The sequence below is a fragment of the Microvirga mediterraneensis genome (assembly GCF_013520865.1).
Taxonomy (GTDB): Bacteria; Pseudomonadota; Alphaproteobacteria; order Rhizobiales; family Beijerinckiaceae; genus Microvirga; species Microvirga mediterraneensis.
Genome location: NZ_JACDXJ010000001.1, coordinates 4061462 through 4087132 on the forward strand (window position 1 = coordinate 4061462; position 25671 = coordinate 4087132).

General features: G+C 65.8%; 23 protein-coding genes. 15 read left to right on the plus strand and 8 right to left on the minus strand.

The window, feature by feature from the left end:
- Window positions 1–85: 85 nt before the first annotated feature.
- The gene (locus H0S73_RS19275; RefSeq protein ID WP_202049831.1) at window positions 86–1420 is read right to left on the minus strand and encodes a dihydroorotase; all 1335 of its coding nucleotides are present in this window, start codon (window positions 1418–1420) and stop codon (window positions 86–88) included.
- Between the two features lie 72 nt (window positions 1421–1492).
- Here H0S73_RS19275 and ygfZ point away from each other — a divergent pair, with 72 nt between their 5' ends.
- From ygfZ to dxs, 10 genes are all read left to right on the plus strand, one after another.
- The gene (gene ygfZ / locus H0S73_RS19280) at window positions 1493–2371 is read left to right on the plus strand and encodes a CAF17-like 4Fe-4S cluster assembly/insertion protein YgfZ (RefSeq protein ID WP_181053663.1); all 879 of its coding nucleotides are present in this window, start codon (window positions 1493–1495) and stop codon (window positions 2369–2371) included.
- Between the two features lie 109 nt (window positions 2372–2480).
- Window positions 2481–4427: a hybrid sensor histidine kinase/response regulator gene (locus tag H0S73_RS19285; protein WP_181053664.1), complete on the plus strand. Its 1947-nt coding sequence runs from the start codon at window positions 2481–2483 to the stop codon at window positions 4425–4427.
- Window positions 4428–4523: 96 nt separating this feature from the next.
- Window positions 4524–5171 carry an FMN-binding negative transcriptional regulator gene (locus tag H0S73_RS19290; RefSeq protein ID WP_181053665.1) on the plus strand — a complete coding sequence of 216 codons (648 nt, stop codon included), beginning with the start codon at window positions 4524–4526 and terminating at the stop codon, window positions 5169–5171.
- On the plus strand, window positions 5164–5634 hold the full coding sequence (gene aac(6'), locus H0S73_RS19295) for an aminoglycoside 6'-N-acetyltransferase (RefSeq protein ID WP_181053666.1): 471 nt from the start codon (window positions 5164–5166) through the stop codon (window positions 5632–5634). The genes H0S73_RS19290 and aac(6') overlap by 8 nt, the downstream gene beginning before the upstream one ends.
- A 264-nt stretch (window positions 5635–5898) precedes the next feature.
- Complete coding sequence (locus tag H0S73_RS19300; protein ID WP_246389094.1) at window positions 5899–6618, plus strand: DNA-3-methyladenine glycosylase I; 720 nt, start codon at window positions 5899–5901, stop codon at window positions 6616–6618.
- A complete protein-coding gene (locus H0S73_RS19305; protein ID WP_181053667.1) occupies window positions 6618–7211 on the plus strand; it encodes an HD domain-containing protein in 594 nt (197 codons plus the stop codon). Before H0S73_RS19300 ends, H0S73_RS19305 begins: the two co-directional genes overlap by 1 nt.
- Before the next feature lie 263 nt (window positions 7212–7474).
- Window positions 7475–7993, plus strand: a complete 519-nt coding sequence (locus tag H0S73_RS19310) for a tyrosine phosphatase family protein (protein ID WP_181053668.1) — start codon at window positions 7475–7477, stop codon at window positions 7991–7993.
- Window positions 7994–8052: 59 nt separating this feature from the next.
- Window positions 8053–10740 carry a DUF2339 domain-containing protein gene (locus tag H0S73_RS19315; RefSeq protein WP_246389325.1) on the plus strand — a complete coding sequence of 896 codons (2688 nt, stop codon included), beginning with the start codon at window positions 8053–8055 and terminating at the stop codon, window positions 10738–10740.
- 34 nt (window positions 10741–10774) lie between these two features.
- On the plus strand, window positions 10775–11023 hold the full coding sequence (locus H0S73_RS19320; RefSeq protein WP_181053670.1) for an exodeoxyribonuclease VII small subunit: 249 nt from the start codon (window positions 10775–10777) through the stop codon (window positions 11021–11023).
- Between the two features lie 99 nt (window positions 11024–11122).
- Window positions 11123–13030: a 1-deoxy-D-xylulose-5-phosphate synthase gene (gene dxs, locus H0S73_RS19325; protein WP_181053671.1), complete on the plus strand. Its 1908-nt coding sequence runs from the start codon at window positions 11123–11125 to the stop codon at window positions 13028–13030.
- 179 nt (window positions 13031–13209) lie between these two features.
- Here the strand turns inward: dxs and H0S73_RS19330 are convergent, their stop codons facing one another.
- A complete protein-coding gene (locus H0S73_RS19330; RefSeq protein WP_246389095.1) occupies window positions 13210–13923 on the minus strand; it encodes a superoxide dismutase in 714 nt (237 codons plus the stop codon).
- A 104-nt stretch (window positions 13924–14027) separates the two neighbouring features.
- On the opposite strand from H0S73_RS19330, the gene H0S73_RS19335 reads away from it, so the two are divergent.
- A complete protein-coding gene (locus H0S73_RS19335) occupies window positions 14028–14756 on the plus strand; it encodes a TlyA family RNA methyltransferase (RefSeq protein ID WP_181053672.1) in 729 nt (242 codons plus the stop codon).
- Complete coding sequence (locus H0S73_RS19340) at window positions 14749–16008, plus strand: class I SAM-dependent RNA methyltransferase (RefSeq protein ID WP_181053673.1); 1260 nt, start codon at window positions 14749–14751, stop codon at window positions 16006–16008. The genes H0S73_RS19335 and H0S73_RS19340 overlap by 8 nt, the downstream gene beginning before the upstream one ends.
- A gap of 20 nt (window positions 16009–16028) precedes the next feature.
- Here H0S73_RS19340 and H0S73_RS19345 read toward each other — a convergent pair whose 3' ends face one another.
- The 5 genes from H0S73_RS19345 to H0S73_RS19365 all read right to left on the minus strand — a co-directional run bounded on the left by H0S73_RS19345 (window position 16029) and on the right by H0S73_RS19365 (window position 22286).
- The gene (locus H0S73_RS19345; protein WP_181053674.1) at window positions 16029–17141 is read right to left on the minus strand and encodes a hypothetical protein; all 1113 of its coding nucleotides are present in this window, start codon (window positions 17139–17141) and stop codon (window positions 16029–16031) included.
- Between the two features lie 325 nt (window positions 17142–17466).
- Window positions 17467–18216 (minus strand): SOS response-associated peptidase, encoded by a 750-nt coding sequence (locus H0S73_RS19350; protein ID WP_181053675.1) that lies wholly within the window; start codon window positions 18214–18216, stop codon window positions 17467–17469.
- 195 nt (window positions 18217–18411) lie between these two features.
- The gene (locus tag H0S73_RS19355; protein WP_181053676.1) at window positions 18412–19407 is read right to left on the minus strand and encodes a magnesium transporter CorA family protein; all 996 of its coding nucleotides are present in this window, start codon (window positions 19405–19407) and stop codon (window positions 18412–18414) included.
- Between the two features lie 244 nt (window positions 19408–19651).
- Entirely contained in the window at window positions 19652–20503 is an 852-nt protein-coding gene (locus H0S73_RS19360; RefSeq protein WP_181053677.1) for an SDR family oxidoreductase, read from the minus strand.
- Between the two features lie 4 nt (window positions 20504–20507).
- Window positions 20508–22286, minus strand: a complete 1779-nt coding sequence (locus H0S73_RS19365; protein WP_181053678.1) for an acyl-CoA dehydrogenase family protein — start codon at window positions 22284–22286, stop codon at window positions 20508–20510.
- A gap of 124 nt (window positions 22287–22410) precedes the next feature.
- Between H0S73_RS19365 and H0S73_RS19370 the strand changes: the two genes are divergently transcribed.
- Window positions 22411–23385 carry an L-threonylcarbamoyladenylate synthase gene (locus tag H0S73_RS19370; protein ID WP_181053679.1) on the plus strand — a complete coding sequence of 325 codons (975 nt, stop codon included), beginning with the start codon at window positions 22411–22413 and terminating at the stop codon, window positions 23383–23385.
- 147 nt (window positions 23386–23532) lie between these two features.
- Entirely contained in the window at window positions 23533–23877 is a 345-nt protein-coding gene (locus H0S73_RS19375) for a hypothetical protein (protein ID WP_181053680.1), read from the plus strand.
- A gap of 59 nt (window positions 23878–23936) precedes the next feature.
- On the opposite strand, the gene wrbA is transcribed toward H0S73_RS19375, so the two are convergent.
- Window positions 23937–24539 (minus strand): NAD(P)H:quinone oxidoreductase, encoded by a 603-nt coding sequence (gene wrbA, locus H0S73_RS19380; RefSeq protein ID WP_181053681.1) that lies wholly within the window; start codon window positions 24537–24539, stop codon window positions 23937–23939.
- A gap of 168 nt (window positions 24540–24707) precedes the next feature.
- Between wrbA and H0S73_RS19385 the strand changes: the two genes are divergently transcribed.
- Window positions 24708–25655, plus strand: a complete 948-nt coding sequence (locus H0S73_RS19385; RefSeq protein WP_181053682.1) for a LysR family transcriptional regulator — start codon at window positions 24708–24710, stop codon at window positions 25653–25655.
- The last annotated feature ends 16 nt before the right edge of the window (window positions 25656–25671 follow it).

A 25671-nucleotide genomic window follows, 5' to 3' on the forward strand; every position in this document is an offset into this window, starting at 1 on the left:
CTTTGTGCCCCTCCTCGCCATAAGCGGCACAAGGCTGGCCATGGCGAAGAGGGAGGCGAAATGTCGGTTAAAAGCGTCTAGGAAATCACCCGCCCAGGGTCTCCTCGAACCGCACCACCTCTCCTTGAGAAGGCGCTTCCAGCGATCCGTCCCACATCACCACATTGCCGCGCACGACCGTGCCGATCGGCCATCCCGTCACCTTCTTGCCGTCGTAGGGCGTCCAACCGCATTTGGAGGCGATCCAGTCGTTGGTGATCGTCTCCGTGCGCTTCAGGTCGACCACGGTGAAATCGGCGTCGTAGCCCACGGCGATGCGGCCCTTGTTGGCGATGCCGAAGAGGCGCTTGGGGCCGGCGCTCGTAAGGTCCACGAAACGCTCCAGTGTGAGCCTGCTCGCATTCACGTGGTCGAGCATGATCGGCACCAGGGTCTGCACGCCGGTCATGCCGGAGGGCGTGTTGGGATAGGTCTTGTCCTTCTCCTCGCGCGTATGCGGCGCGTGGTCGGAGCCGAGGACGTCGGCGATGCCCTCGTCCAGTCCCTGCCAGAGGGCTGCGCGATGAAGCTCGTCGCGCACGGGCGGGTTCATCTGGATGTATGTGCCTAGGCGCTCGTAATCCTCCGGCCCCGCCAGCGTCAGATGATGCGGCGTGACCTCGACGGTCACGAGGTCCTTGTGGTTCTTCAGAAGCGCCATCTCCTCGGCCGTGGTGATGTGCAGCACGTGGATGCGCGCGCCCGTCTCGCGGGAGATGCGCACGAGACGCTGCGTGCAGGCGAGCGCCACCTCGGCCGAGCGCCACACGGGATGCGAGCGCGGATCGCCCTCGACGCGCAGTCCCTTGCGCTCGCGCAGCATCGCCTCGTCCTCGGAATGGAAGGCGGCGCGGCGACGGGTGCGGCGCAGGATGCTGGCGATGCCCTCGTCGTCCTCCACCAGAAGGGAGCCCGTGGACGAGCCCATGAACACCTTGATGCCGGCGGCGCCCGGCAGGCGCTCCAGCTCCGGCACGTGGGCGGCGTTCTCGTGCGTGCCGCCGACCCAGAAGGCGAAGTCGCAGTGCATCCGGTGATGGCCGCGGCGCACCTTGTCGGCGAGGGCCTCCGGCGTCGTGGTCTGGGGGTCGGTGTTGGGCATCTCGAACACCGCCGTGACGCCGCCCATGACAGCCGCGCGGGAGCCCGTTTCGAGGTCTTCCTTGTGGTCGAGGCCGGGCTCGCGGAAATGCACCTGGCTGTCGATGACGCCCGGCAGGATATGCAGGCCCCGGCAATCGATCTCCCGCGCGGCGGAGGCTCGGGACAGGTCGCCGATGGCGGCGATCCGCCCGTCGCGCACGCCGATGTCGCGCTCGACGCGTCCGTCGTGATTCACGACGATGCCGCCTTTGAGGATCAGGTCGAAGGTTTGGGGCATGGCAATCTCATCCCTTGAGGCCGCTGCGGAACGGGCATATGTCACGCTTGTAACGATAAGGAGAGCGGGCACATGCCGTCAGTCCATCTGGCCGACCGGGGCGTGGTAAGGGTTTCGGGCGAGGACGCCAAGAGTTTTCTCGACAACCTCATCACCTGCGACCTGGACCGCGTGTCGCCGCACGCCGCCCGCCTCGGCGCCCTCCTGACGCCGCAGGGCAAGATCCTGTTCGACTTTCTCGTCTTCCAGGCTCCCGCCGAGATCGGCGGGGCCTATTATCTCGACGTGCTCAAGGTCTTCGCGCCCGATCTCGCCAAGCGCCTCGGCTTCTACAAGCTGCGGGCCAAGGTGGCGGTCGAGGACCTGTCCGAATCCCTGGCCGTCGTGGCCGGCTGGGATGCGCCGCGGCCGGACGACGAGGCCGGGTTCGTGGTGGAGGACCCTCGCCTGCCCGAGCTTGGCTGGCGGGCCATCGTGGCGACCCAGGATGCGGCCGAGTTCGGCCGGGATCCGGCCGACACCTACCTCGCCCATCGCATCGCGCTGGGCGTGCCGGAGGGCGGCCGCGATTTCCTGTTCGGCGAGGCCTTCCCGCACGAGGCCCTGATGGACCAGCTCCACGGGGTCGATTTCGACAAGGGCTGCTATGTGGGCCAGGAAGTGGTCTCGCGCATGCAGCACCGGGGCACGGCCCGCACCCGGATCGTGCCGGCCGTCTATGAAGGCGGGTTCGCGGCCGATGTGGGCGTCGAGGTGACGGCCGGGGGGAAGGCCTTGGGCCAGACCGGCATGGGGATCGAAGGCAGGGGGCTCCTGATGATCCGCCTCGACCGGGCGGCGGATGCGATTGCCGCCGGCGAGACGATCAGGGCCGGGGGCATTCCCGTGAAGCTCGAAAAGCCCGCCTGGATCCGGTTCCCGTTCCCGGGCGAAGCCGAGCTTCCATCTTAAAATTCCAGCCAAGCTCGCGGAACAAGAAGAACTCCAGGTCAGTTATATACCACTGGGCTGGACCATGTGCCGAAGAAGCGCACGGACGGCCTTGCTGGGGAATTTCCGAATGAGTGCAGTATCAGGTGAAACGACACCGACGCAGGAGAGGCGTTTTCAACTCCTCGTCGACGCGGTCACCGATTATGCCATCTACATGCTCGATCCGACCGGCACCATCGTGAGCTGGAATCCGGGAGCCCAGCGCTTCAAGGGTTATGTGGAAAGCGAGATCATCGGCAAGCATTTCTCGCGCTTCTACACGGACGAGGATCTTGCGACGGACCTGCCGAAGCGCGCCCTCGAGACCGCGGCGCGCGAGGGCAAGTTCGAAGCGGAGGGCTGGCGCGTCCGCAAGGACGGGACCCGCTTCTGGGCGCATGTGGTCATCGATCCGATCCGCGACCGCCAGGGCCAACTGCTCGGCTTCGCCAAGATCACCCGTGACCTCACCGAGAGGAAGAGGACCGAGGAAGCCCTCAAGGAAAGCGAGGAGCGTTTCCGCCTGCTGGTTCAGGGGGTGACGGACTATTCCATCTTCATGCTCGACCCGCAGGGCCATGTGACGAACTGGAATGCCGGCGCGCAGCGTATCAAGGGATATGACGAGAGCGAGATCGTCGGATGTCATTTCTCGCAATTCTACACCGAGCACGATCGCGCCGCCGGCTTGCCGAAGAGGGCATTGGAAACGGCGGCGCGCGAGGGCAAGTTCGAGGCGGAAGGCTGGCGCGTCCGCAAGGATGGGACGCAGTTCTGGGCGAACGTCATCATCGATCCGATCCGCAACGAGCTGGGTGATCTCATCGGCTTCGCGAAGATCACGCGCGACATCACCGAGCGCCGGAAGGCGCAGGAAGCTCTCGAAGAGGCGCAGGCCGCGCTTTTCCAGGCCCAGAAGATGGAGGCGGTCGGACAGCTCACCGGCGGAGTGGCGCACGACTTCAACAATCTCCTGACGATCATCGTCAACAACCTGGATCTCCTGACCCGCAACGCGCGCGACCCGCGCGACATCAAGCTGATCGAAAGCGCGCAGCGCGCCGCCGAACGCGGCGCGAAGCTGACACAGCAGCTGCTCGCCTTCTCGCGCCGCCAGCCCCTCCAGCCCAACGCGCACAATCCGAACGCGCTCATCGAGGGCTTCGAAACGGTGCTGCGCCGGGCCTGCGGCGAACTGATCCGGCTGCAGCTCTCGCTCGCTCCGCGCGTGCGGTGGATTTCCGTCGACGCGCCGCAATTCGAATCGGCCCTTCTCAACCTCGTCGTCAATGCCCGCGATGCCATGCCGGAAGGCGGCTCCCTCAAGATCATGACGGGCAATGTCACCCTCGATGAGAAGGACGCCGCTGCGACATCCCTGCCCCCCGGCCTTTATGTGTCGGTCGCCGTGCAGGACACGGGAATCGGCATGTCGCCCGATGTCGTCTCCCGCGTCTTCGAGCCCTTCTTCACCACCAAGGAGATCGGCAAGGGGACAGGGCTGGGACTGAGCCAGGTGTACGGGTTCGTCACCCAGTCGGGCGGGCACATCAAGGTCGACAGCACGCCGGGCCAGGGCACAAAGGTCACCATGCTCCTGCCGGCCCAGGAGAGCGGCGAGGATGCGCCCGAGGAGGAAGGCGACAAGGAACGTCCCATCCGGGACAGCGCGGGAACCGTGCTGATCGTGGAGGACGAGCCGGCGGTCCGGGAGGTGGCGAGCGACATCTTCGACAGCCTTGGCTACGACGTGGTGACGGCGAACGACGCCAACGAGGCGATCGAGGTGCTCGAAAGCAATCCCGGCATCGACATATTGTTCAGCGACGTGATCATGCCCAACGGCATGAACGGGGTCGAGCTGTCCCGAAAGGCCCGCGAGATGCGGCCGGACCTCAAGATCCTGCTCGCCTCCGGCTATCCCATGTCGGCCCTGCCCTCGGACGGCCTGGGCACGGGCGTTTCCTTCATCAGCAAGCCCTATCGCTGGACGGAACTGGCCGAGAAGCTGCGGGTGCTCCGGACCGGGGCGTGACGACCATCGCCGCATGTGATGCGCAACATCGGGATTTTTGATTGGTCTGGGCCTTCGTGAATCGCTAGCATCCGCGCTCCATCGCCCGGGAACGCCATGTACCAGCCGCCTCATTTTCGCGAGGACGACCTCGCGGTCCAGCATGCCCTCATCCAGGCCCATCCGCTCGGGCTCCTGGTGACGTTCGGCAGCGCCGGGATCGAGGCCAACCCGATTCCCTTCGTGCTCGACGCGTCCGCCTCGCCTCTCGGAACCCTCAAGGCCCATCTCTCCCGCGCCAACCCGCAATGGCGGAACATCGACCCCGAGCAAGAGGCTCTCGTGGTCTTCCAGGGTCCGGAGACCTACATCACGCCGTCCTGGTACGCGGCGAAGCGCGAGCACGGGAAGGTCGTGCCGACCTGGAACTACGCCATCGTCCAGGCGCGCGGCCGCCTGACGGTCAAGGACGACCCGGACTGGCTGCTGCAGCAGATCGGCGCGATGACGGACGTGCAGGAAGCTCCGCGGCCGGAGCCGTGGGCCGTGAGCGATGCGCCGGCGCCCTTCGTGGCCGCGCAGCTCAAGGGCATCATCGGGGCCGAGATCGAGATCGCGCGAATCGAAGGCAAGTGGAAGGTGAGCCAGAACCGCGCCGAGGGCGACCGGCTCGGCGTGTCGGCCGGCCTGCGGCTCACCGGGGACGACGCGGCGCACCGTATGGCGGATCTGGTCGATGCGCGGGGAGCCCCGTCCCATGGATGACGGAAACCGCCCGAGGATCGAGCCCTGCACCCTCCAGTCGCTGGAGGAATGGGCCAACCTGCGCCACGCCCTCTGGCCTGATGGCCCAGTGCAGGAGCACCGCTCCGACGCGCAGGCCATGCTCTGGGAGCAGAGGAAGGCCGTGGCCTTTCTCGTGCGCCTGCCCGACGGCACGGCCGCAGGCTTTGCCGAGGCCGCCCTGCGCCATGACTACGTGAATGGATGCGCCACGTCGCCCGTGGCCTTCCTCGAAGGGATCTATGTCGAGCCGGAACACCGCCACCGGGGCCTCGCCCGGCTGCTGTGCCGGGCCGTCGAGGATTGGGCGAGGCGCCTCGGCTGCCGCGAATTCGCCTCCGACGTGCTCCTCGACAACACCGCCTCGCAGAACATGCACCGGGCGCTGGGCTTCGAGGAGACGGAGCGGGTCGTGTATTTCCGGAAGCCGCTGTCGGGCGGGTGATGAGGGTTTCCTTGGGATCCAAACTCATCACGCAGCAACAACCTGGGCCCTCATCCTGAGGGGATTGCGTCAGCAATCCGTCTCGAAGGACGAGGGCACGTCCCGTGCGCTCTGGACGATCCTTCGAGACGCAGACTGCGTCTGCTCCTCAGGATGAGGTGAGAGGGTGTAAGGGGCCCGGCGATGGCAGTGAGCCGTTGAATTCCCCGTCCTCCCCGCACCGCCTCTCTTCCCGTTTCGACACGGCCCCGCTACACAGGCTTCATGACCGACGGACTGATCCTGCATCCCGACAACAAGGCCCGCTGCTGGTGGCCCGGCACCGATCCCTTCTATGTGGCGTATCACGACACGGAATGGGGCGTGCCGGAATTCGACGACCGCGCCCTGTTCGAAAAACTCATTCTCGACGGCTTCCAGGCGGGCCTGTCCTGGATCACGATCCTGCGCAAGCGCGAGAACTTCCGCAGCGCCTTCGCGGGATTCGAACCGGCGGTGATCGCCCGTTTCGATCAGGCGCAGGTCGAGGCGCTGATGCTCGATACCGGCATCGTGCGCAACCGCGCCAAGATCGAGGCGACGATCGCCGGCGCCCGCGCCTGGCTCGTCATTCAGGAGCGCGGCGGCTTCTCGCGCTTCCTGTGGGATTTCATCGACGGTCGGCCGGTGCAGACCAATGCAAAGACCCGCAAGGACGTGCCGACCGAAACGGAGATCTCGCGCAGGATCTCGAAGGCGCTCAAGAAGGAAGGGTTCAACTTCGTCGGTCCCACCATCGTCTACGCATTCATGCAGGCGGTCGGCATGGTGAACGATCATCTCACCGGCTGCTATCGCCACGCGGAATGCGCCGAACTGGCGCATCGTGCGGAAAAGTGGTCCCGGTTTTCCGCTTCGAACGATACGCCAATTAAGGAAGAGAGCATCGGATCAACCCCAAAAGTGGCTTCCACTTTTGGGTCCGATGCTCCCGAGAAGCTCTGATGGCGAAGGAACCGCGCGTCTGGCAGCGGATGCTCTCAGGCCGCCGCCTCAACCTGCTCGATCCCTCGCCGCTCGACGTCGAGCTCGACGACATTGCCCACGGCCTCGCCCGCGTGGCGCGCTGGAACGGGCAGACCGTCGGCCCGCATATCTTTTCCGTCGCGCAGCACAGCCTGCTCGTGGAGGGCATTGCGAGTCACATCGCCCCGGACATGTCGCGCGAATGGCGCCTCGCGGTGCTGCTGCACGACGCGCCGGAATACGTCATCGGCGACATCATCTCGCCGTTCAAGGCCGTGATCGGCGATGCCTATAAGACCATCGAGGCGGGGCTGCTCGGCGCCATCCATCTGCATTTCGGCCTGCCCGCCCAACCGGCCGCCGCTCTCAAGCGCTTCATCAAGCAGGCCGACCGGCAGGCGGCCTTTCTGGAGGCGACTCATCTCGCCGGCTTCGGCCGCGAGGAAGGCATCAAGTTCTTCGGGCGTCCCGAGCCCCTGCCCCGCGCCGTGCTCGCGCTCCTGGAGCCGTGGCCGGTCGCCGAGGCGGAGGAGCGTTACCGGGAGAAGGTGACGGCGGCACTGGCGCGGTGAGGGGTGGCCTCAAGCCAGTCTAACCCTTTTACGTCATCACCGGCTCGGTGCCGGTGATCTCGATGCGGAAAACGTCCCCCCATGTCATCCCCGGCCGGAGCGCAGCGGAGGGGAAGGGAAACCACCCGCATGCTCAGCGCCTTGGATCCCCTTCCCGCACTGTGTGCGCCGGGGATGACAACGACGCACGCGGCACAAGCCCGGCCATGACAGGGAGGCCTCACCGTGCCATACCGCTCCCGCCCCCACTCCGAGACCGCCCCATGCCCACCCTGCACGTCTGTCCCCTATCCCGCCTGCACGAGACCGTGGCGGCGGCACGCGCCAGCCATGTGGTGAGCCTCATGGGGGCCAGCGCGACGGTGGAGCGTCCGGCCGGCATCGCGGCCGAGCGCCATCTCTTCATCGGCGTCAGCGACATCGTGGAGCCCCTGGAGGGCTATGTCCTGCCGGGGATGGAGCATATCGAGCAGCTTCTCGCGTTCGTGCGGGACTGGGGCCGGGAGAGCCCTCTCCTGTTCCATTGCTGGGCCGGGATCAGCCGTTCCACGGCCGCCGCCTATATCGCCGCCTGCGCGCTCGCGCCGGAGCGTCGTGAGGATGAGCTCGCGTGGGCCCTTCGGGAGGCGTCCCCTAGCGCGACGCCGAACGCCCGCTTCGTCGCGCTCGCCGACGATCTCCTGGGCCGCCGGGGCCGGATGGTCGATGCGGTCCGCGCCATCGGCCGGGGCGCGGAGGCTATGGAGGGCACACCCTTCATGTTACAGCTTAACGGGGGCTAGCCTGATTCCGGTCGGGAACGCGGTCCACTGGTGTATTCGGGGAGCCCTTCGTGGACGACATGCTGCTTGGCCTTGCCATCCTCCTGGCGGTCCTGATCGGACTTGGTTCTCCCGTTATCGCCGTCGCGGGTCTCGTCACCGCCGTCAGGGCACGGCGGAACCTTCAACACCTCCTCCTGCGCCTCGACCGTCTCGAGGGTGAGCTGCGCGCGGCCCGACGCCCTGGCGATCTCGCGGCGGAACCGGCCGCCGAGCCCACTCCACCGCCCGAACGCGTCCCGGAAGCGGCCGCCCCTCGGCCGGAGCCCGAGGCGACGCAGACGACTTCCGTCCCGCCGATCCCAGCCGGCACACCCCGGCCCGCTCTGCCCGGTGCGGGTTTCGAGGAAAAGCTCGGCTCGCGCTGGGCCGTATGGGTCGGCGGCGTGGCACTGGCCCTCGGCGGGATCTTCCTCGTGCGCTATTCCATCGAGCAGAACCTCCTCAGCCCCGGAACGCGCATCACGCTCGGCATTCTCTTCGCGCTCGCCCTGACCGGCGCAGGAGAATGGATGCGCCGTCGCGAGCGCAGATTCGGCCTGCCCGGCATTCCCAGCGCCAATGTGCCCAGCATCCTCACGGCGGCGGGCATCTGCACGGCCTTCGCCTCGGCCTATGCGGCCTATGCGCTTTATGATCTCATCGGCCCCGCCACGACCTTCGTGCTGCTGGGGCTCATCGCCGTCCTGGCCATGGTCGCCTCGACCCTGCACGGTCCGGCCCTCGCGGCCCTCGGCCTTGTCGGCGCCTTGGGAAGCCCGCTTCTCGTTTCCTCGAACGACCCGCAGCCCTGGGCACTGGTGATCTACCTCGCCTTCGTGGTGCTGCCGGCCTATGGCGTGGCGCGTCTCCGCCTGTGGCGCTGGCTCGCCCTCGCGGCCGCCATGGGAGCCCTGGCCTGGGCCCTGCCGATCTTCCTGGTCGACCAAGCCAATACGCTGCCCGCCATGGTGCATCTCGTGCTCCAGGCCGGGTTTGCCGCCTTTTTCCTCGCCGTCGATCCCTACCGCCATGTCCCGGACGAGGAGGCGCGGACGGACTGGGCCGCGAGCGCCGCCCTCGCCGCCTTCGCCCTGGCCGGGATCGTCGTGACGAGTTCCGTCGCCACGGGGGACGGACGTCCCGTCTTCGTCGCGGCCCTGGCTCTCGTGCTGCTGGCGGCCGGCTTTCGAACAGCCTCCGTCGCGTCGGCCATGGGGAGCGCGGCCCTGCTGGCGGCGGGCGCCCTGCTGGCCTGGCCCTTGGCCAGCGAGATCGGGGATGCGCCGGAAAACCTGTTCTACCCGTCGGGCGACGTCTTCGCCGTCCGGCCCCATGCCCTGAGCACCTATCTGGCCCTCGCCGCGCTCCTGCCCGCCTTCATCGCCGGAGCGGCCCTGCTGCGGCTGGCCATTTCGAGGAATCCTCGCCTGCCGGTTGCCGCTTGGTACGCCGGTGCGGCGAGCGCCGGGCCGCTGCTCGCGCTTGTCGCCGCCTATTGGCGGGTCACGAATTTCGAGCACAGCCTGTCCTTTGCCATCGTGGCGGGTGTGCTCGGCCTCGCCTTCGTGCTGGCCTCGCAATGGCTGATGCGCCGAAGCGACAACGGAGCCATCCGGCTCGGCCTCGGGGCAACCGCCTCCGCGGCCCTGGGCGCGCTCGCCCTCGGCCTCACCTTCGCCCTGGACAAGGGCATGCTGACCGTCGCCTTCGCCCTCGCGGCGCTCGGCACGGCCTGGATTTCGGAACGAATCGCCATTCCGGCCCTGCGCTATGCGGTGGGCGCCATCGGTGTGATCATCCTCGGACGGCTGATCTGGGACCCGACCATCGTGGGTGGCGATCCGGGCCCGGTCATCGTCAACTGGCTCCTCTGGGGCTACGGCGTTCCCGCCATCGCTTTCCTGGCCGCGTCCCGCCTGCTCGAACGTACGGGACGCGACTGGACCGTCCGTCTGACGGAGAGCCTCGGCATCGCCTTCGCGGCCTTCCTTGTCTTCTTCGAGATCCGCCATGCGCTCCATGCCGGGGATCCGCTGGCCGCAACCACCGATCTCCTGGAGATCGGGCTCGTTGCGACAGAAAGCCTCGTCTTCGCCATCGTCCTCACGCGCCTGGACATCCGGCGATCCGACCCGGTCTATCGCTGGGGCTCGCTGATCTTCAGGACCCTGTCCCTTGCCCTCTGCGCGGGCGGACTGCTTCTCGTCGCCAATCCGCTGCTGACGGAGGACGAGATCCGGGGCGGGACACTCTTCAACGCGCTGATCCTGGCCTACCTGCTGCCTGCCCTCCTGGCCGCCGGATTGGCCCTCATCGAACGACGCGGGCGGCCGCCCTCCTACAGCCTGTTCTCGGCGGCTTTGAGCCTGCTCCTGTTCTCGGCCTATGTGGGGCTGGCGATCAGGCGGATCGCCGTGGGACCTCAAGTGGCGCTGTGGCTCGGCTTCTCCCAGGGCGAGCAATGGAGCTATTCGCTGGCCCTGCTCCTCATCGGAATCCTCCTGCTCGGCCTCGGATTCGCCTTCAACAGCCGCCCCGCCCGCCTGGTCTCGGCGGCCTATCTGGTTCTGGCGGTGCTGAAAGTCTTCGTCGTCGACCTCGCCAATCTGGAGGGCGTGATGCGCGCCCTGTCATTTATCGGGCTCGGGCTTGTTCTCATCGGCATCGGTCTCGTCTATCAGAGACTTCTCGCGCGCCGACCAAGCGATGCCGCAATTCCATCGTGAGATAGGCAGGAACAAAGATTTGACGGATATCCGCATGACCGACACCGCCTCCATCAAGACCCTCCCCTTCGAGAAGGCCCTGGCCGAGCTGGAGGAGATCGTCCGTCGTCTCGAGCGCGGCGATGTGCCCCTGGAGGATTCGATCGCGATCTACGAGCGCGGCGAGGCCCTGAAGAAGCATTGCGAGCAGCTCCTCAAGAAAGCCGAGGCCCGCATCGAGAAGATCACCATCGGGCCCGACGGCGCTGCCTCCGGCACGGCTCCGCTGGACGTGGCGGAATGAGCGTTTCGGCAAGAAAGCCTCGTGTCGCGTTTGACCAAGGCCCCGCCTGACCTTATCTCCTGGAGATGGCCTCCGGCTTAAAGCTTGGCGAGTAAAACGTTGTCCACACCCCTCCTCGACTCCATCAAGACCCCGGACGATCTGCGTCAATTGCCCGAAAACCAGCTCCGGCAGGTCGCGGACGAGCTGCGGACGGAGACGATCAGCGCCGTGTCCGTCACCGGTGGGCACCTGGGCGCGGGCCTGGGCGTCGTCGAGCTGACGGTGGCGCTGCATTACGTGTTCGATACGCCCCGCGACCGGCTGATCTGGGACGTGGGCCACCAGGCCTACCCGCACAAGATCCTCACCGGGCGCCGGGACCGGATCCGGACCCTGCGCCAGGCCGATGGGCTGTCGGGCTTCACCAAGCGGTCCGAGAGCGAATACGATCCCTTCGGGGCGGCCCATTCCTCCACGTCGATTTCCGCCGGCCTCGGCATGGCCGTGGCGCGGGACCTGGAGGGCAAGAAGAACAACGTCATCGCCGTGATCGGCGACGGGGCCATGTCGGCCGGCATGGCCTATGAGGCCATGAACAACGCGGGCGCCATGCATTCGCGCCTCATCGTCATCCTCAACGACAACGACATGTCCATCGCGCCCCCCACTGGCGCCATGTCGTCCTATCTCGCCCGTCTCGTGTCCGGCGGCACCTATCGGGGCATCCGCGAGACGGCCAAGCAGCTGGCCAAGAAGCTGCCGAAATTCATCTACGACAAGGCCGCCAAGGCCGAGGAATTCGCCCGCGGCTTCTGGACCGGCGGCACCCTGTTCGAGGAGCTCGGCTTCTACTATGTGGGCCCCATCGACGGCCACAACCTCGACCACCTGCTGCCGATCCTCAAGAACGTCCGCGACACCGGGACGGGGCCGATCCTCGTCCATGTGGTGACCAAGAAGGGCAAGGGCTACGCCCCCGCCGAGGCCGCCGCCGACAAGTATCACGGGGTCGTCACCTTCGACGTGGTGACGGGCGCGCAGACCAAGGCCAAGGCCAACGCGCCCTCCTACACCAAGGTGTTCGGCGAGAGCCTGATCAAGGAAGCGCAGGCCGACGACAAGATCGTGGCCGTCACGGCCGCCATGCCCTCGGGAACGGGGATCGACCTCTTCGGCAAGGAATTCCCCGCCCGCACCTTCGACGTGGGAATCGCCGAGCAGCACGCGGTGACCTTCGCGGCCGGCATGGCCACGGAGGGCTACAAGCCGTTCTGCGCCATCTATTCCACCTTCATGCAGCGCGCCTACGACCAGGTGGTGCACGACGTGGCGATCCAGAACCTGCCCGTGCGCTTCGCCCTCGACCGGGCGGGCCTCGTGGGCGCCGACGGGGCGACCCATGCGGGTTCCTTCGACGTCGCCTATCTCGGCTGCCTGCCCAACATGGTGGTGATGGCGGCCGCCGACGAGGCCGAGCTGGTCCACATGGTGGCGACCGCCGCGGCCCATGATTCCGGCCCCATCGCCTTCCGCTACCCGCGCGGCGAGGGCGTGGGCGTCGACATGCCCGAGAAAGGCATTCCGCTCACCATCGGCAAGGGCCGGATCGTCAAGGAAGGCAGCCGCATCGCTCTCCTGTCCCTCGGCACCCGCCTGTCGGAGGCCCTGAAGGCCGCCGAGGAGCTGGAGGCGCGCGGCCTGTCCACCACCGTGGCGGATGCCCGCTTCGCCAAGCCCCTGGACGAGGAGCTGATCCTAGCGCTCGCCCGCGACCACGAGGTCCTCGTGACCGTCGAGGAGGGCTCTATCGGCGGCTTCGGTTCCTATGTGCTGCAGCTTCTCGCCGACAAGGGCGCCCTCGACCGGGGCACCCTGAAGGTCCGCTCCATGGTCCTGCCGGACATCTACCAGGACCAGGACAAGCCCGAGCGCATGTACGCCAAGGCCGGCCTCGACGCCGCCGGCATCGTCACCCGCGTGTTCGAGGCCCTGGGCCAGGAAGAGGCGCGGAAGGTTCGGGCGTAACGGACGAGTTCTCACCCTCTCACGTCATCGCCGGCCTTGTGCCGGTGATCTCGCTTCCGTGAGGCGCCCTCCGTGTCATTCCCGGCCGGAGCAAAGCGGAGGGGAAGGGAATCCATCGCTCCACGCATGATCGTGGATCCCCTTCCCGGCCGACGGCCGCCGGGGATGACAGCAGGTGCTTAAACCGTCAGCGTCCCCGCCCTGGCGGCCGCATAGCGCTCGCCGATCCGGTTCCAGTCGAGCACGTTCCACCATGCCTTGAGATAGTCGGGCCGGCGGTTCTGGTATTTCAGGTAATAGGCGTGCTCCCACACGTCATTGCCCATCAGGACCCGCTGCCCATCCATCAGGGGCGTGTCCTGGTTGGGCCGCGTCGTCAGGGCGAGCTTGCCGTCGCGGGACACGGTGACGAAGACCCAACCGGAGCCGAACTGCTTCTCGCCGGCGGTGTTGAAATCCGTCTGGAACTTCTGGAAGCCGCCGAGATCCCGGTCGATGGCGGCTTTCAGGTCGCCCGAAGGCTCGCCGCCCTGGCCGCCCATGATCTGCCAGAACATGGTGTGGTTGGCATGTCCGCCGCCGTTGTTGCGCACGGCCGTGCGGATCGACTCGGGCACCTTGGTCAAATTCGCCAGCATGTCCTGCAGGGGCATCCTGGCCGCCTCGGCGTTCTGGGCGAGGGCCGCGTTGAGGTTGTTGACATAGGCCGCATGATGCTTGTCATGGTGGATCTCCATGGTCTGCGCATCGATATGCGGCTCGTTCTTGGAGGGCGCATAGGGCAGCGGATCGAGCTTGAACGGTCCCGTCGGGGCTTGCGCCCAGGCGCGGGGAATGGCAGCGCTGGCGGCCAGCAGGGTTGCACCGGTCAGAAGATGGCGACGGCTCAGCATGGGACCTCCGTTGGCCTGTTGGGATTGTGCACGGAAGATGTTGTAGGGCGGAACTTGGTTCCGGCACCTGAAGGGATCGTGATCCAGATGAGTTCGAGGCTTCCATGACCCGCAAGCGCGCCGACGTGGTTCTCGTCGAGCGCGGCTTCTTCGCGAGCCGCGCCCGGGCGCAGGAGGCCATCGCAGCCGGTCTCGTGACCGTGAACGGGCTGGTCATCCGCAAGGCGTCCGACGGGGTGCCCGAGGAGGCCGTCATCACGGCCGAGCAGCCGCACCCCTACGTGTCCCGCGGCGGCGTGAAGCTGGCGGCGGCGCTCGATGCCTTCCACATCGACCCGAGGGAAAAGATCTGCCTCGACATCGGGGCCTCCACGGGCGGCTTCACGGAAGTGCTGCTGAAGCGCGGCGCCGCCCATGTCTACGCGGTGGATGTGGGGCACGCCCAGCTCCATCCCACCATCGTGGGCAATGCGCGTGTGACCAATCTCGAAGGCACGGATGCCCGTTCGTTGAACGCGGACCTCGTCCCTCAGCCGGCCGATCTTCTCGTGTCCGACGTGAGCTTCATCTCGTTGAAGCTCGTCCTGCCTCCGGCGATCGCCTTCCTGAAGCCCCGGGCGGAACTCGCCGTTCTCGTGAAGCCGCAATTCGAGGCCGGGCGCGATCACGTGAAGAAGGGCATCGTGCGCGACGAGGCGGTGCATCGCACCGTCTGCGAGGACCTGTCATCCTTCGTGACATCCCTCGGCTTTGACGTTATCGGGCTCATCCCGTCCCCCATCGAGGGTGGCGACGGCAACCGTGAATTTTTGTTGGGAGCCCGCCGTGGCTGAACAGGTCATCATCAGGCGCCTCGGCGCGAAAGCCGACGGCATTGCCGAGACGTCGTCCGGTCCCGTCTTCGTGCCGAAGGTGCTGCCGGGCGAGACCGTCACCATCGAGCGCGATGGGTCGCATGCGCGCCTCGTCAGCGTCGACGTGGCGTCGCCCGAGCGCGAGACACCCTTCTGCCCCTATTTCGATGCATGCGGCGGCTGTGCCACGCAGCACATGAAGCACGGCTTCTATCAAGCCTGGAAGCAGGAGACGCTCGTCCATACCCTGCGCCAAGCGCGCATCGAAACCGCCGTCGCGCCGCTCATCGACGCCCATGGCGAGGGGCGGCGCCGCGTGACGCTGCATGTGCGCTTTCCCGACCGCGCCATGCATGTGGGCTTCATGGCCCCGCGCAGCCACCAGATCGTGGAGATCGACTTCTGCCCCGTCACGGAGCCCGCGCTGCGAGAGAAGGCACCCGCCATCGCGCGCGCCATCGGCGAGCACCTGAAAGGCCCGCGCAAGCCCCTCGACATCCAGATCACCGCGACGCAGACCGGCTTCGACGTGGACGTGCGCGGCTACGGCCCGCTGAAGGATCAGGACCGGATCCGCCTCATCGACCTTGCGGCAAGCCTCGACCTCTCGCGCCTGTCGATCCACGGTGACGTGATCGTGGAGCGGCGCCCGCCCGCGATCGCGATGGGCCGCGCTGCTGTCGTGCCGCCCGCGGGCTCGTTCCTGCAGGCGACGAAACTCGGCGAGGAGACGCTGGCCGGCCTCGTCGCCGAGGCTTGCTCCCGCGCCAAGCGCGTGGCCGATCTCTTCGCCGGAGCAGGCCCGTTCGCGTTGCGGCTCGCCGAGAACGCCGACGTTCACGCGGTGGAGTTCGACAAGGGCGCGATGGTGGCCCTCGACAAGGCCGCCCGTGCGACGCCCGGCCTGCGCCGCGTCACGACGGAAGCGCGCGACCTCTTCCGCCGTCCGCTGCTGACTCCGGAGCTCAACGCCTTCGACGCCGTGGTGCTCGACCCGCCGCGCGCGGGCGCGGAGGCACAGGCGAAGCAGCTCGCGGCATCGAAAGTCCCGCTCGTGATCAGCGTCTCCTGTGACGCGGCCACCTTCGCCCGCGACGCCGCGATCCTCATGAGCAGCGGCTACCGCCTGGAACGCGTCGTTCCGGTCGACCAGTTCAAGCACTCGCCGCATCTCGAGGTCGTGGGAGTTCTGCGGCGGGACGCGGCAAGGAAACCGCCTCGACGCGGGTGAGGCGTGGACCGGCTTCGGCTTCAGTGCAACATCGGATAATAGGTGAGCCGTTCGCTTGCCAGCGTGAGTCCCAGGCCCGGCAGAACCCTCTCGTAAAGGATGTGCGCGCCTACCTTACGGCCCGCCTCGAACTCGTCGTAGAGCGTCAGGCAAACACCGTGGGACAGCATCACGGTCGCGCGCGGCAGCTTGCCGATGGCAGCGGCAGCTTTGGTGGCGCGAACCAGCTTGTCCGACGGCACCTTGAACTTGTTGTCGCCGATCTCGGCCCGAACGGCTTCGTGAATCGCGGTGACGCTCTCGGGCTCGTCGTTCTGATAAAGGCGGGTCGCTTTGGCGGCCGCCCCTATGATGGCACGCGCGGCGTTCGGATCGGTCCTCGCGAATTCCTTATGCACTTCGAGCGCAAAGGAGTTGAGAGCCCAACTGATCGAGCCGAGAGTGAAGTTTTCCTGGAAATTCAGACTTGGAGAAGCGGTCGTGTCCGTGATGCTCGCGCTCATGTTCTTGCGGCCGAGGCTGACGAGCGTCACCGAGACCGATTGTCCCGACCAGAGCCCCTCCCACTCTTCGGGCTTCTTCGAAGTGTTGATCCGTGATGTACGAGGACCCGTTCCCTGAGGTCCGAAAAGTGGGCTGCTCACGTGCTGCGGCTTACGCCTGATCGCAAAGACCGCATTGGCATCGTTGGCGATCGGCGCATTGGCGATGATGTAGGGCGGGAACAGGATGGCATCGATCCAAGCCTCCACATCGCCATCCGTCATCTTCACCCAATTCGGCGGCGGCGCGCCATCGATCTGATTGGCTCCTTCGAAGACTTCGCTCGGATCCCCGCTGAAGTCCTCGACGATCTTGATCGACGACTCGTTGCCGCCAATGAAGGGATTGTCCCACCAGAGGTCGATGAACTCCGTCCCTGCTCCGGAGGAAATTCGATACCGGGCGCGTCCTTCCGTTCCGGTCATGAAGCCATCGGATTCGGTCCGCCACTCACCGACGGCCTTGGGCGCGACGGTTTGCGGCGGAAACCACGGATCCGTGTAGATGCCATGATCGAGATGCTCGCTCTCACGAACAAGCGTCTCGTCGGTCAAATTCTTGAAGAAGCAATGCACGGATCGGGCGGCCATGTTTCCCTCCTTTGACATCATGTCCACACAGGGCCGACGGACATCGGCCTGAGCATCAGAGACTCAACTGGACCAGGGATCGCTGTACCGTTTTAGCGCTCGCACGAAATTGCAATGCGGCCACGCCCGGAAAGAGGTACTACAGAGGAGATATGATTGTTCCGGGCAATACGTATGTTATGCGGCGCGATCTTTACTGCAACATACCATGCTTATTTTGCTACTTAACTTATATTTAGTCAATCTTCTGAAGACATGGTTCGTTTCTGAGATAAAGAATCCCGCCCGGCCTCGCATAAACTTTCACCTCAGGCGGCCGCACCGATCAGAACAAGCTCCCCTGCTCGTCCTCGTCGCTCGAAAGCGGCTTCTTCACCTTGGGCTTCTTCTCCTTCACCGGCGCGGGCTCCGGCCGGGCGAGCGGTTCCATGAGGCCCGGATCGTCGTTCTCGACCTTGTTCACGCGGCTGGAGACCGGCACGAGGTCGAGCCAGTCGTCGGGACAGGGACGCACGAGGCGCATTACGTCGGCGCGCTCGTCGCGCACATCGAGCCATGCGGCGATGTCGTCCTCGGAGAGGATCACGGGCATGCGGTCGTGCACGGCGGAGAGCGTTCCGTTGGCATCCGTGGTCACGATGGCGGCGGTATCGATCTCGGCCCCGTCCGGGCTCATATAGGTTTCCCACAGGCCCGCCATCGGCATGGGCTTGCGGCTGCGCGGGCGGATCAGGAACGGGGTCTTCTCCTTTCCCTCCCGCCGCCATTCATAGAAGCCGTCTGCGAGGAAGATGCAGCGCCGGCGCTTCAGGGCCGCCTTGAAGGTCGGCTTGGTCTCCAGCGTCTCGCCGCGCGCGTTGATGACGAGGGGAAAGTCCTTCGGGTCCTTTACCCAGGACGGCAGGAAGCCCCAGCGCACCAGCATGAAATGGCGCTCGCCGCGATCCTCCAGCACGATCGGGACCGGCTGCGTGGGAGCCACGTTGTAGCGCGGAGGAAAATTCGGCTGTTCGGGATAACCGAAGAAATCCCGATAGGTCTCGGGAGGAAGCGTGATCGCATAGCGTCCGCACATGGTCTTGTCCTCTCGTTCCGGCCCGTCATGGCCGGCCCTGTGCCGGTGATGACGACTGTGGGGCCTCTCTATCCCTCATCCTGAGGAGCCGCGCAGCGGCGTCTCGAAGGATCGTCCAGCGATCTCCGGATCCGCCCTCGTCCTTCGAGACGCTTCGCTCCTCAGGATGAGGGCTCAGGTCGAATGCATGTCAGTCTACAGCCACCGCTTCCAACGGAAGTAGAGATAAGGCAGCACGGCCGCCAAAACCATCAGCATGATGGCCCAGGGATAGCCGAACTCCCAGTCGAGTTCGGGCATGATCTTGAAGTTCATGCCGTAGAGCGACGAGACCAGGGTCGGCGGCAGGAAGATCACCGACATAACCGAGAAGATCTTGATGATGTCGTTCTGCTCGATGGTGACGAGCCCGAGGGTGGCGTCGAGCAGGAACTGAATCTTGTTGGACAGGAAGGTCGCATGCTCCTCGATGGATTGCACGTCGCGCAGGGCCGTGCGCCATTCCGTCTTGTAGCCTGCCGTCTTCTGCGGGCGCGGCATGCTGGCCGACAGGAACAGCAGCATGCGCTCCACGGACACCATGCTCTCGCGCACGTTGGAGATGACGTCGCCCTTGCGGCCGATGGACTTCAGCGCCACGCGGTAGGAGGCGGCGCGGCGGGCACCCTGCTTCTCGTTCTCGAAGATCGATTGCGACAGGCGGTCGATGCGCGTTCCCACCGTGCCCAGGATCTCGGCGGCGCGGTCGATGATGGTCTCGAGCAATCCGTCGAGCACCGCCTCGGGCTGGTGCCGGCAGCCGCCCGGCTTGACGGCGCGCGCCATGAACATGCTGAAGGAGCGCGGCTCGCCATAACGCACCGTCACGAGAGCCCGTTCGGTCAGGATGAAGGACACGTCGATCAGCTTCGGATTGTCCGTGTCGGAACTGCACAGGACCCGCGCCGTCATGTAGCGCGCGTTGTTCTCGTGGTAGAGGATCTCGGAGGGCTCGATATCAGCCATCTCCTCCTTGGTCGGGATCTCGATGCTGAGGTGGACCTCGACGAGCCTGTCCTCGTCCTTGGTCGGATCGATCAGATCGATCCACAGGGCGTCCTGGGGGATCGGATCACCCGGCGGGAGGACCTGTCGGTCGAGGGACTCGCCCATCGGGCCCTTCACCTGCGCCGGTCTATGGATCACAATCATACGCGTACTTGCCTTTTGGAAGCCATGTCATGTCCGATCGACGAGGGCTTTGTACTCCCGTGAGAACTTCCTGTCATTCCCAGGCGGAGCCTAGCCGGGGAGGACACCCTCTCACGTCATGGCCGACCTTGTGCCGGCCATCCCGATAAGGTGAAGCGTTGCGCTTTTCCGATCGAGATCACCGGGACAAGCCCGGTGATGACGTGGGAGGGTATAGTTCACGACCAGAGCGACGTGGACAGACCTAACCCAACGACGACAGCGGCGGCGTGTCGTCCGGCACGAAGAAATCGGGCGCGAGGGGCTGGCTTGGATCGACCCGGTACTTCTCGAAATCGGTCACGCCCTCCCCGTGGAGGAAGACATCGTCGATCAGGAAATGTCCCGAGAAGCTCCGCGCGGGTTTTTGGAAGATCGCATGGGCCGCATCGGCCAGGATCTCCGGGGTGCGGCTCGCCTGCGCGAGGGCCTCGCCGCCGAGCAGGTTACGGATGGCGCTCGTGGCGATGGTCGTGCGCGGCCAGAGCGCGTTGACGGCGATCCCCTTGGCCCGCAACTCTCCCGACAGCCCGAGCACGCACAGGCCCATGCCGTACTTGGCGAGCGAATAGGCTAGGTGCGGCGCGAACCATTTCTCGCTCATGTCGAGGGGCGGCGAGAGCATGAGGATGTGCGGGTTCTCGGCCTTTTCCAGATGCGGGATCGCGTATTTCGACACCATGTAGGTGCCGCGCGTGTTGATCTGGTGCATCAGATCGAAGCGCTTCATGTCGGTCTGGGGCGTCGGCGTGAGGCTGATGGCGCTCGCGTTGTTGACCACGATGTCGAGGCCGCCGAAGGTCTCGACCGTTTTGCCGATGGCGCCCTTCACGGCCTCTTCGTCGCGCACGTCGACCACGAGCGGCAGGGCCTTGCCGCCCGCCGCCTCGATTTCTTCCGCGGCCGTGTAGATGGTGCCGGGCAGCTTCGGATGCGGCTCGGCGGTCTTGGCCGCGATGACCACGTTCGCGCCGTCCCGGGCGGCGCGCAGGCCGATGGCAAGACCGATGCCGCGGGAAGCGCCGGTGATGAACAGGGTTTTTCCGTTGAGCTTCATGGGATCAGCCCGCCAGCGCGAGGTTAGCGTCCTGCAGGAAGCCCGCGCCGCCCATCACCGTCTCCTCCAGGCCCCTGGCCCCGACGGCGATGTTCTCGGCGAAGAACCGGCACAGCGCGATGCGGCCCGCATGGGCGGGATCCGTGTCGCCGGCCTTCGCCAGCGCCTGCGCGGCGAGAGCCATCTCGGCCAAAGCCGTGCCGCCCTGCGCCAGGGCGAAGAGGCGCAGGTACGGCGTCGCACCGGCCAATGCCTCGCCCTGCGCGTTGGAGGAAACCGCCTGCAGCAGATAGCCCGTGGCCCGGTCCAGGCTCTCGACCGCATCGCGCAGGCGCGGCGCGGTCGCACCGAAAGCGGGCGTTCCCTCCTTCAGGAGCCGTGCGACCGTGGCGCGCATGGACGCGATCTGCCCCCTGACCGTCTCGCCGCCGGCAAGCGGCAGCTTGCGGGTGACGAGATCGATGGCCTGGATGCCGTTGGTGCCCTCGTAGATCGGCGCGATGCGCGCATCGCGGAAATGCTGCGCGGCGCCCGTCTCCTCGATGAAGCCCATGCCGCCATGCACCTGCACGCCGAGAGAGGCGACCTCCATGCCGATATCGGTCGAGAATGCCTTCGCTACCGGCGTCAGCAGGGAGGCGCGCTCGTGCGCCTTCTTCCGGCGCGCGGGATCCTGTTCGAGATGCGCCCGGTCGATGGCCTCCGCCGTCATGTAGCAGATCGCCCGCGCGGCGGCCGTGAGCGCCTTCATGGTGAGCAGGTTGCGCTGCACGTCCGGATGCACGGCGATCGGGCTCATGCCCTCGGCGGCCCCGATGGCACGGCCCTGCCGGCGCTCGCGGGCGTAGGCCAGCGCCTGCTGATAGGCGCGCTCGGCGATGGCGACCCCCTGCAGGCCCACGGCGAGGCGCGCGTTGTTCATCATCGTGAACATGCAGGCGAGCCCCCGGTTCTCCTCGCCGACGAGCCAGCCGACCGCGCCGCCCTCGTCGCCGAAGATCATCGTGCAGGTGGGCGAGGCATGGATGCCGAGCTTGTGCTCGATCGAATGGCAGCGCACATCGTTGCGCGTGCCGTCGGGCAGGAACTTCGGCACCAGGAAGAGCGAGATGCCGCGCGTGCCGGCGGGTGCATCGGGCAGGCGCGCGAGCACGAGGTGGACGATGTTGTCGGTGAGATCGTGCTCGCCATAGGTGATGAAAATCTTCTGGCCGGTGATGCGATAGGTGCCGTCGCCCGCTGGCTCGGCGCGGGACCGCAAGGCCGCGAGATCGGAGCCCGCCTGCGGCTCGGTCAGGTTCATGGTCGCGGTCCATTCGCCGGAGACGAGCTTGTCGAGGTATCGGCTCTTCAGGTCATCCGAAGCATGGGTGGTGAGCGCCTCGATGGCCCCCATGGTCAGGACGGGGCCGATGCCGAACGCCATGGAGGCGGCGTTCCACATCTCCACGCAGGCGGAATTAAGGAGCGTCGGCAGGCCCTGCCCGCCATATTCCACCGGACCTGGCAGCGCGTTCCAACCGGCTTCCGCCCAGGCCCTGTAAGCCTGCTTCCAACCGGGCGCGGTGGTCACCTGGCCGTCCTTGAAGACGGCGCCGTGCCGGTCGCCCTCCCGATTGAGGGGCGCGATCACGTCGTTGGCGAAGCGACCAGCCTCGTCCAGGATGGTCTCGGCCAGATCGACGGACAGGTCGCCGTAGACGCCGTCGGCCACGGCCCGGTCGAGGCCCGCCACATGTCGCATAGTAAAGACGATGTCCGGAACAGGCGCGCGGTAGGTCATCAAGGTTTCCTCTCAAACACGGGGCTTTTCATATTGACGCGTGTTCTCGCGCCGTTAAACCCGCCCGGCAAGGGCAAAGGCCCCGTCGGAAAAGGATAGTTTAGACGTGAACGATCACGGGTCAATGCGCCAAACGGAGCGTCTGGCGGCCGATGCGGCGGGGCTGGCCCGGGCGGCGGACATTCTGCGGGGCGGCGGCCTCGTGGCCTTCCCGACGGAAACGGTCTACGGCTTGGGCGCCGACGCGACCGACGCGGAGGCGGTGGCCGGGATCTATGCCGCCAAGGAGCGCCCGAGCTTCAACCCGCTGATCTCGCATCTGGACAGCTTCGAATCCGCCAGGGTCCAAGGCCTATTCGATGAGACGGCCACACGGCTGGCGCAAGCCTTCTGGCCCGGTCCCCTGACCCTTGTGGTGCCGGTTGCCCCCACCTGCACCGTCTCGGATCTCGCCCGCGCCGGCCTCGACAGCGTAGGCTTAAGGGTGCCGGCCCATCCCCTCGCCCATGCGCTTCTGGAACGGACGGGCCGGCCCGTGGCCGCGCCTTCGGCCAACCGCTCGGGCCGCATCAGCCCGACCGATGCGGACCATGTACTGGGGGATCTCGACGGGCGGATCGACGCGGTGCTCGACGGCGGGGCCGCGCAGGTCGGCGTCGAATCGACCATCGTCTCGTGCCTCGACGGCACACCGCGCCTGCTCCGTCCGGGCGGCATTCCCCGCGAGGCCATCGAGGCGCTGATCGGTAAAAAGCTCGAAATGGGTGCGGAGACGTTAGGCGCGAGTCCGCTCGCCCCGGGCATGCTGGCCTCCCATTATGCCCCACGGGCGCAGGTGCGCCTGAACGCGACGGGCATCCGGCCGGGGGAAGCCGCCCTGCTCTTCGGTCCGGGGGGGGCTCAAGGCGCGGAGACGGCCCGGGCTACCCTGAACCTCAGCGAAAACGGCGACCTCGTGGAGGCCGCCGCTCATCTGTTTTCCTATCTCAGACAACTCGACGCATCGGGCGCCGCGACCATTGCGGTCGGCCCCATCCCGGAGACGGGTTTGGGCGAGGCCATCAACGACCGCCTGAGGCGCGCCGCTGCGGAGCGGTAGCGCACTATGTGGAAAAGCGGATTCGATTTTTCCACATCCAACGATGCGTAAGGCAAGAGAAAGAATCAGCAGTTGCACATTATAGGTTTATGCTACAGATGAATTGTTATAAATTAACATAAATCCGGTCTAATCTATAGGCTTGTTATGCAATCTTTCCGCTATTTAAAATTCGCTTATCTGCTGATGTTTGCGGGACTTGCTGTACCCTTCATTCAGCTTTTTGGCGGCATCGTCGCGAGCTTGACGGATCCTAAGGATAAGTCCCGCATCTCGCACCATTGCGCTTATATTCTGGATACTATTTGGATTACGACACTTCTCGCAATCATATCCTCGGTCGCATACCTCGTTGCCGCAAAGCTCGCGAAATCCAGTCTTGTAGGCTTGCTGATCGCCATTATTGCGGTCAACGTGCTCCTCTACCTCTATCGCGTGATCTCTGGATTTCTCGCTTTGCAAAAGGACGTCGCGGCAACCACTCAAATCTAAAAGGAGAGCGGCACACCGTTATGGCATACCGCTCACACTTGATGCTTTAAATAAAAGCCTTACTTCGCCGCGAGCTTCGCGGCGATCTGGGCGACGTGGCGGCCCTGGAAGCGGGCGCCGTCGAGATCGATCTCGGTCGGCTGGCGCGAGCCGTCGCCGCCGGTCGCCGTGGAGGCGCCGTAAGGCGAGCCGCCGCGGATCTGATCGACACCCATCTGGCCCTGGAAGGAATACGGCAAGCCGGCGACCACCATGCCATGGTGCAGGAACACCGGCAGCGTCGTGAGGATCGTCGCTTCGAGGCCGCCGTGCTGGTTGGCCGCGGAGGTGAAGACCGAGCCCACCTTGCCGATGAGGGCTCCCTTGGCCCACAGGCCGCCGGTCTGGTCGAGGAAGTTCTTCATCTGGGCCGCCATGGTGCCGTAGCGGGTCGGCGTGCCGAGAATGATGGCGTCGTATTCGGGCAACTCTTCGACGGTGGCGATGGGAGCCTTCTGGTCCGTCTTGTAGTAAGCCGCCTTAGCCACCTCCGCAGGAACGAGTTCCGGCACGCGCTTCACCGCGACTTCGGCGCCGGCCTCGCGAGCGCCTTCGGCGGCGGCATAAGCCATCTGCTCGATATGTCCCCAGGACGAATAATACAGAACCAGAACCTTGGTCATTTGAACTCCGATCGATTGAGATTGGAACGCGGATGACCCGGCTTCCGGCACACATGTCCTGGGCTGGGAGAGGGCCTCCGGCTATTGTTGACTTAAGGGAGGATAATCTTTCCACCTTGCAAAACCAGTGCTAGATTTGCAGGATCTCTCTTGCAGGAATGCAAATCGATGACCAAGCAGCAGCACCTCGACTGGGACGATTTCAAGCTCGTGAAGATCATCGCCGAGGCCGGCGGCCTTGCGGGTGCGGCGGAGCGGCTCGGCGTCAACCACTCGACGGTTTTCCGCAGGCTTGGTCAGATGGAGGACAATCTTGGGGTCAAGCTCTTCGAGCGCCACCGCACCGGATACATCCTCACTCCGGCCGGCGAAGAGATGTCGGCGCTGGCCGAACAGATGGACGAGAACGTCACCGCCTTCACGCGCAAGCTCGCCGGTCAGGCCTTGGCTCCGACCGGCGAACTGCGGGTCACGACCAACGACACGCTTCTCGTCCACCTACTGACGCCGATCTTCGCCCGCTTCATCACCGCCTGCCCGGAGATGCGGCTCGACGTGGTGCTCGCCAACCAGGCTCTCAACCTTTCCAAGCGCGATGCGGACGTGGCGATCCGCGCCACCGACGATCCTCCGGAGACGCTGGTGGGACGCCGTGTGGCGACGATTGCCTGGGCGATCTATGGGCGGACGGCGGATTTCCCTGACGTCCAGAGCCCCGACGATGCGAACCTTGCCGATCTGTTCGACCGTCACTGGGTTGCGCTCGGCGATAACCTGGCGGCCATGAAGGCCGCCCGTTTCGTGCGCGAGCATGTGGCGCCGGAAAACATCGTCTACAAGGTCAACACGGTGCTCGGTCTCGCGGAAGCGGTTCAGGCCGGGACCGGCATCGGCCCCCTGCCCTGCTTCATCGCGGATATGAAACCCGAACTCGTCCGACTGTCGGAGATCAAGCCGGACTTCTCCGCAGGCCTGTGGCTCCTGACCCATCCAGACCTGCGCCAATCGGCCCGCGTGCGCGCCTTCATGGATTTCATGGCGACCGAGATCACCAAGCAGAAAAAGTGGATCGAAGGAGTCGGGAGGAAGACGCCGCGCCCCGTCCCGGCGGTTTAAGCGTCGATGTTTTCCA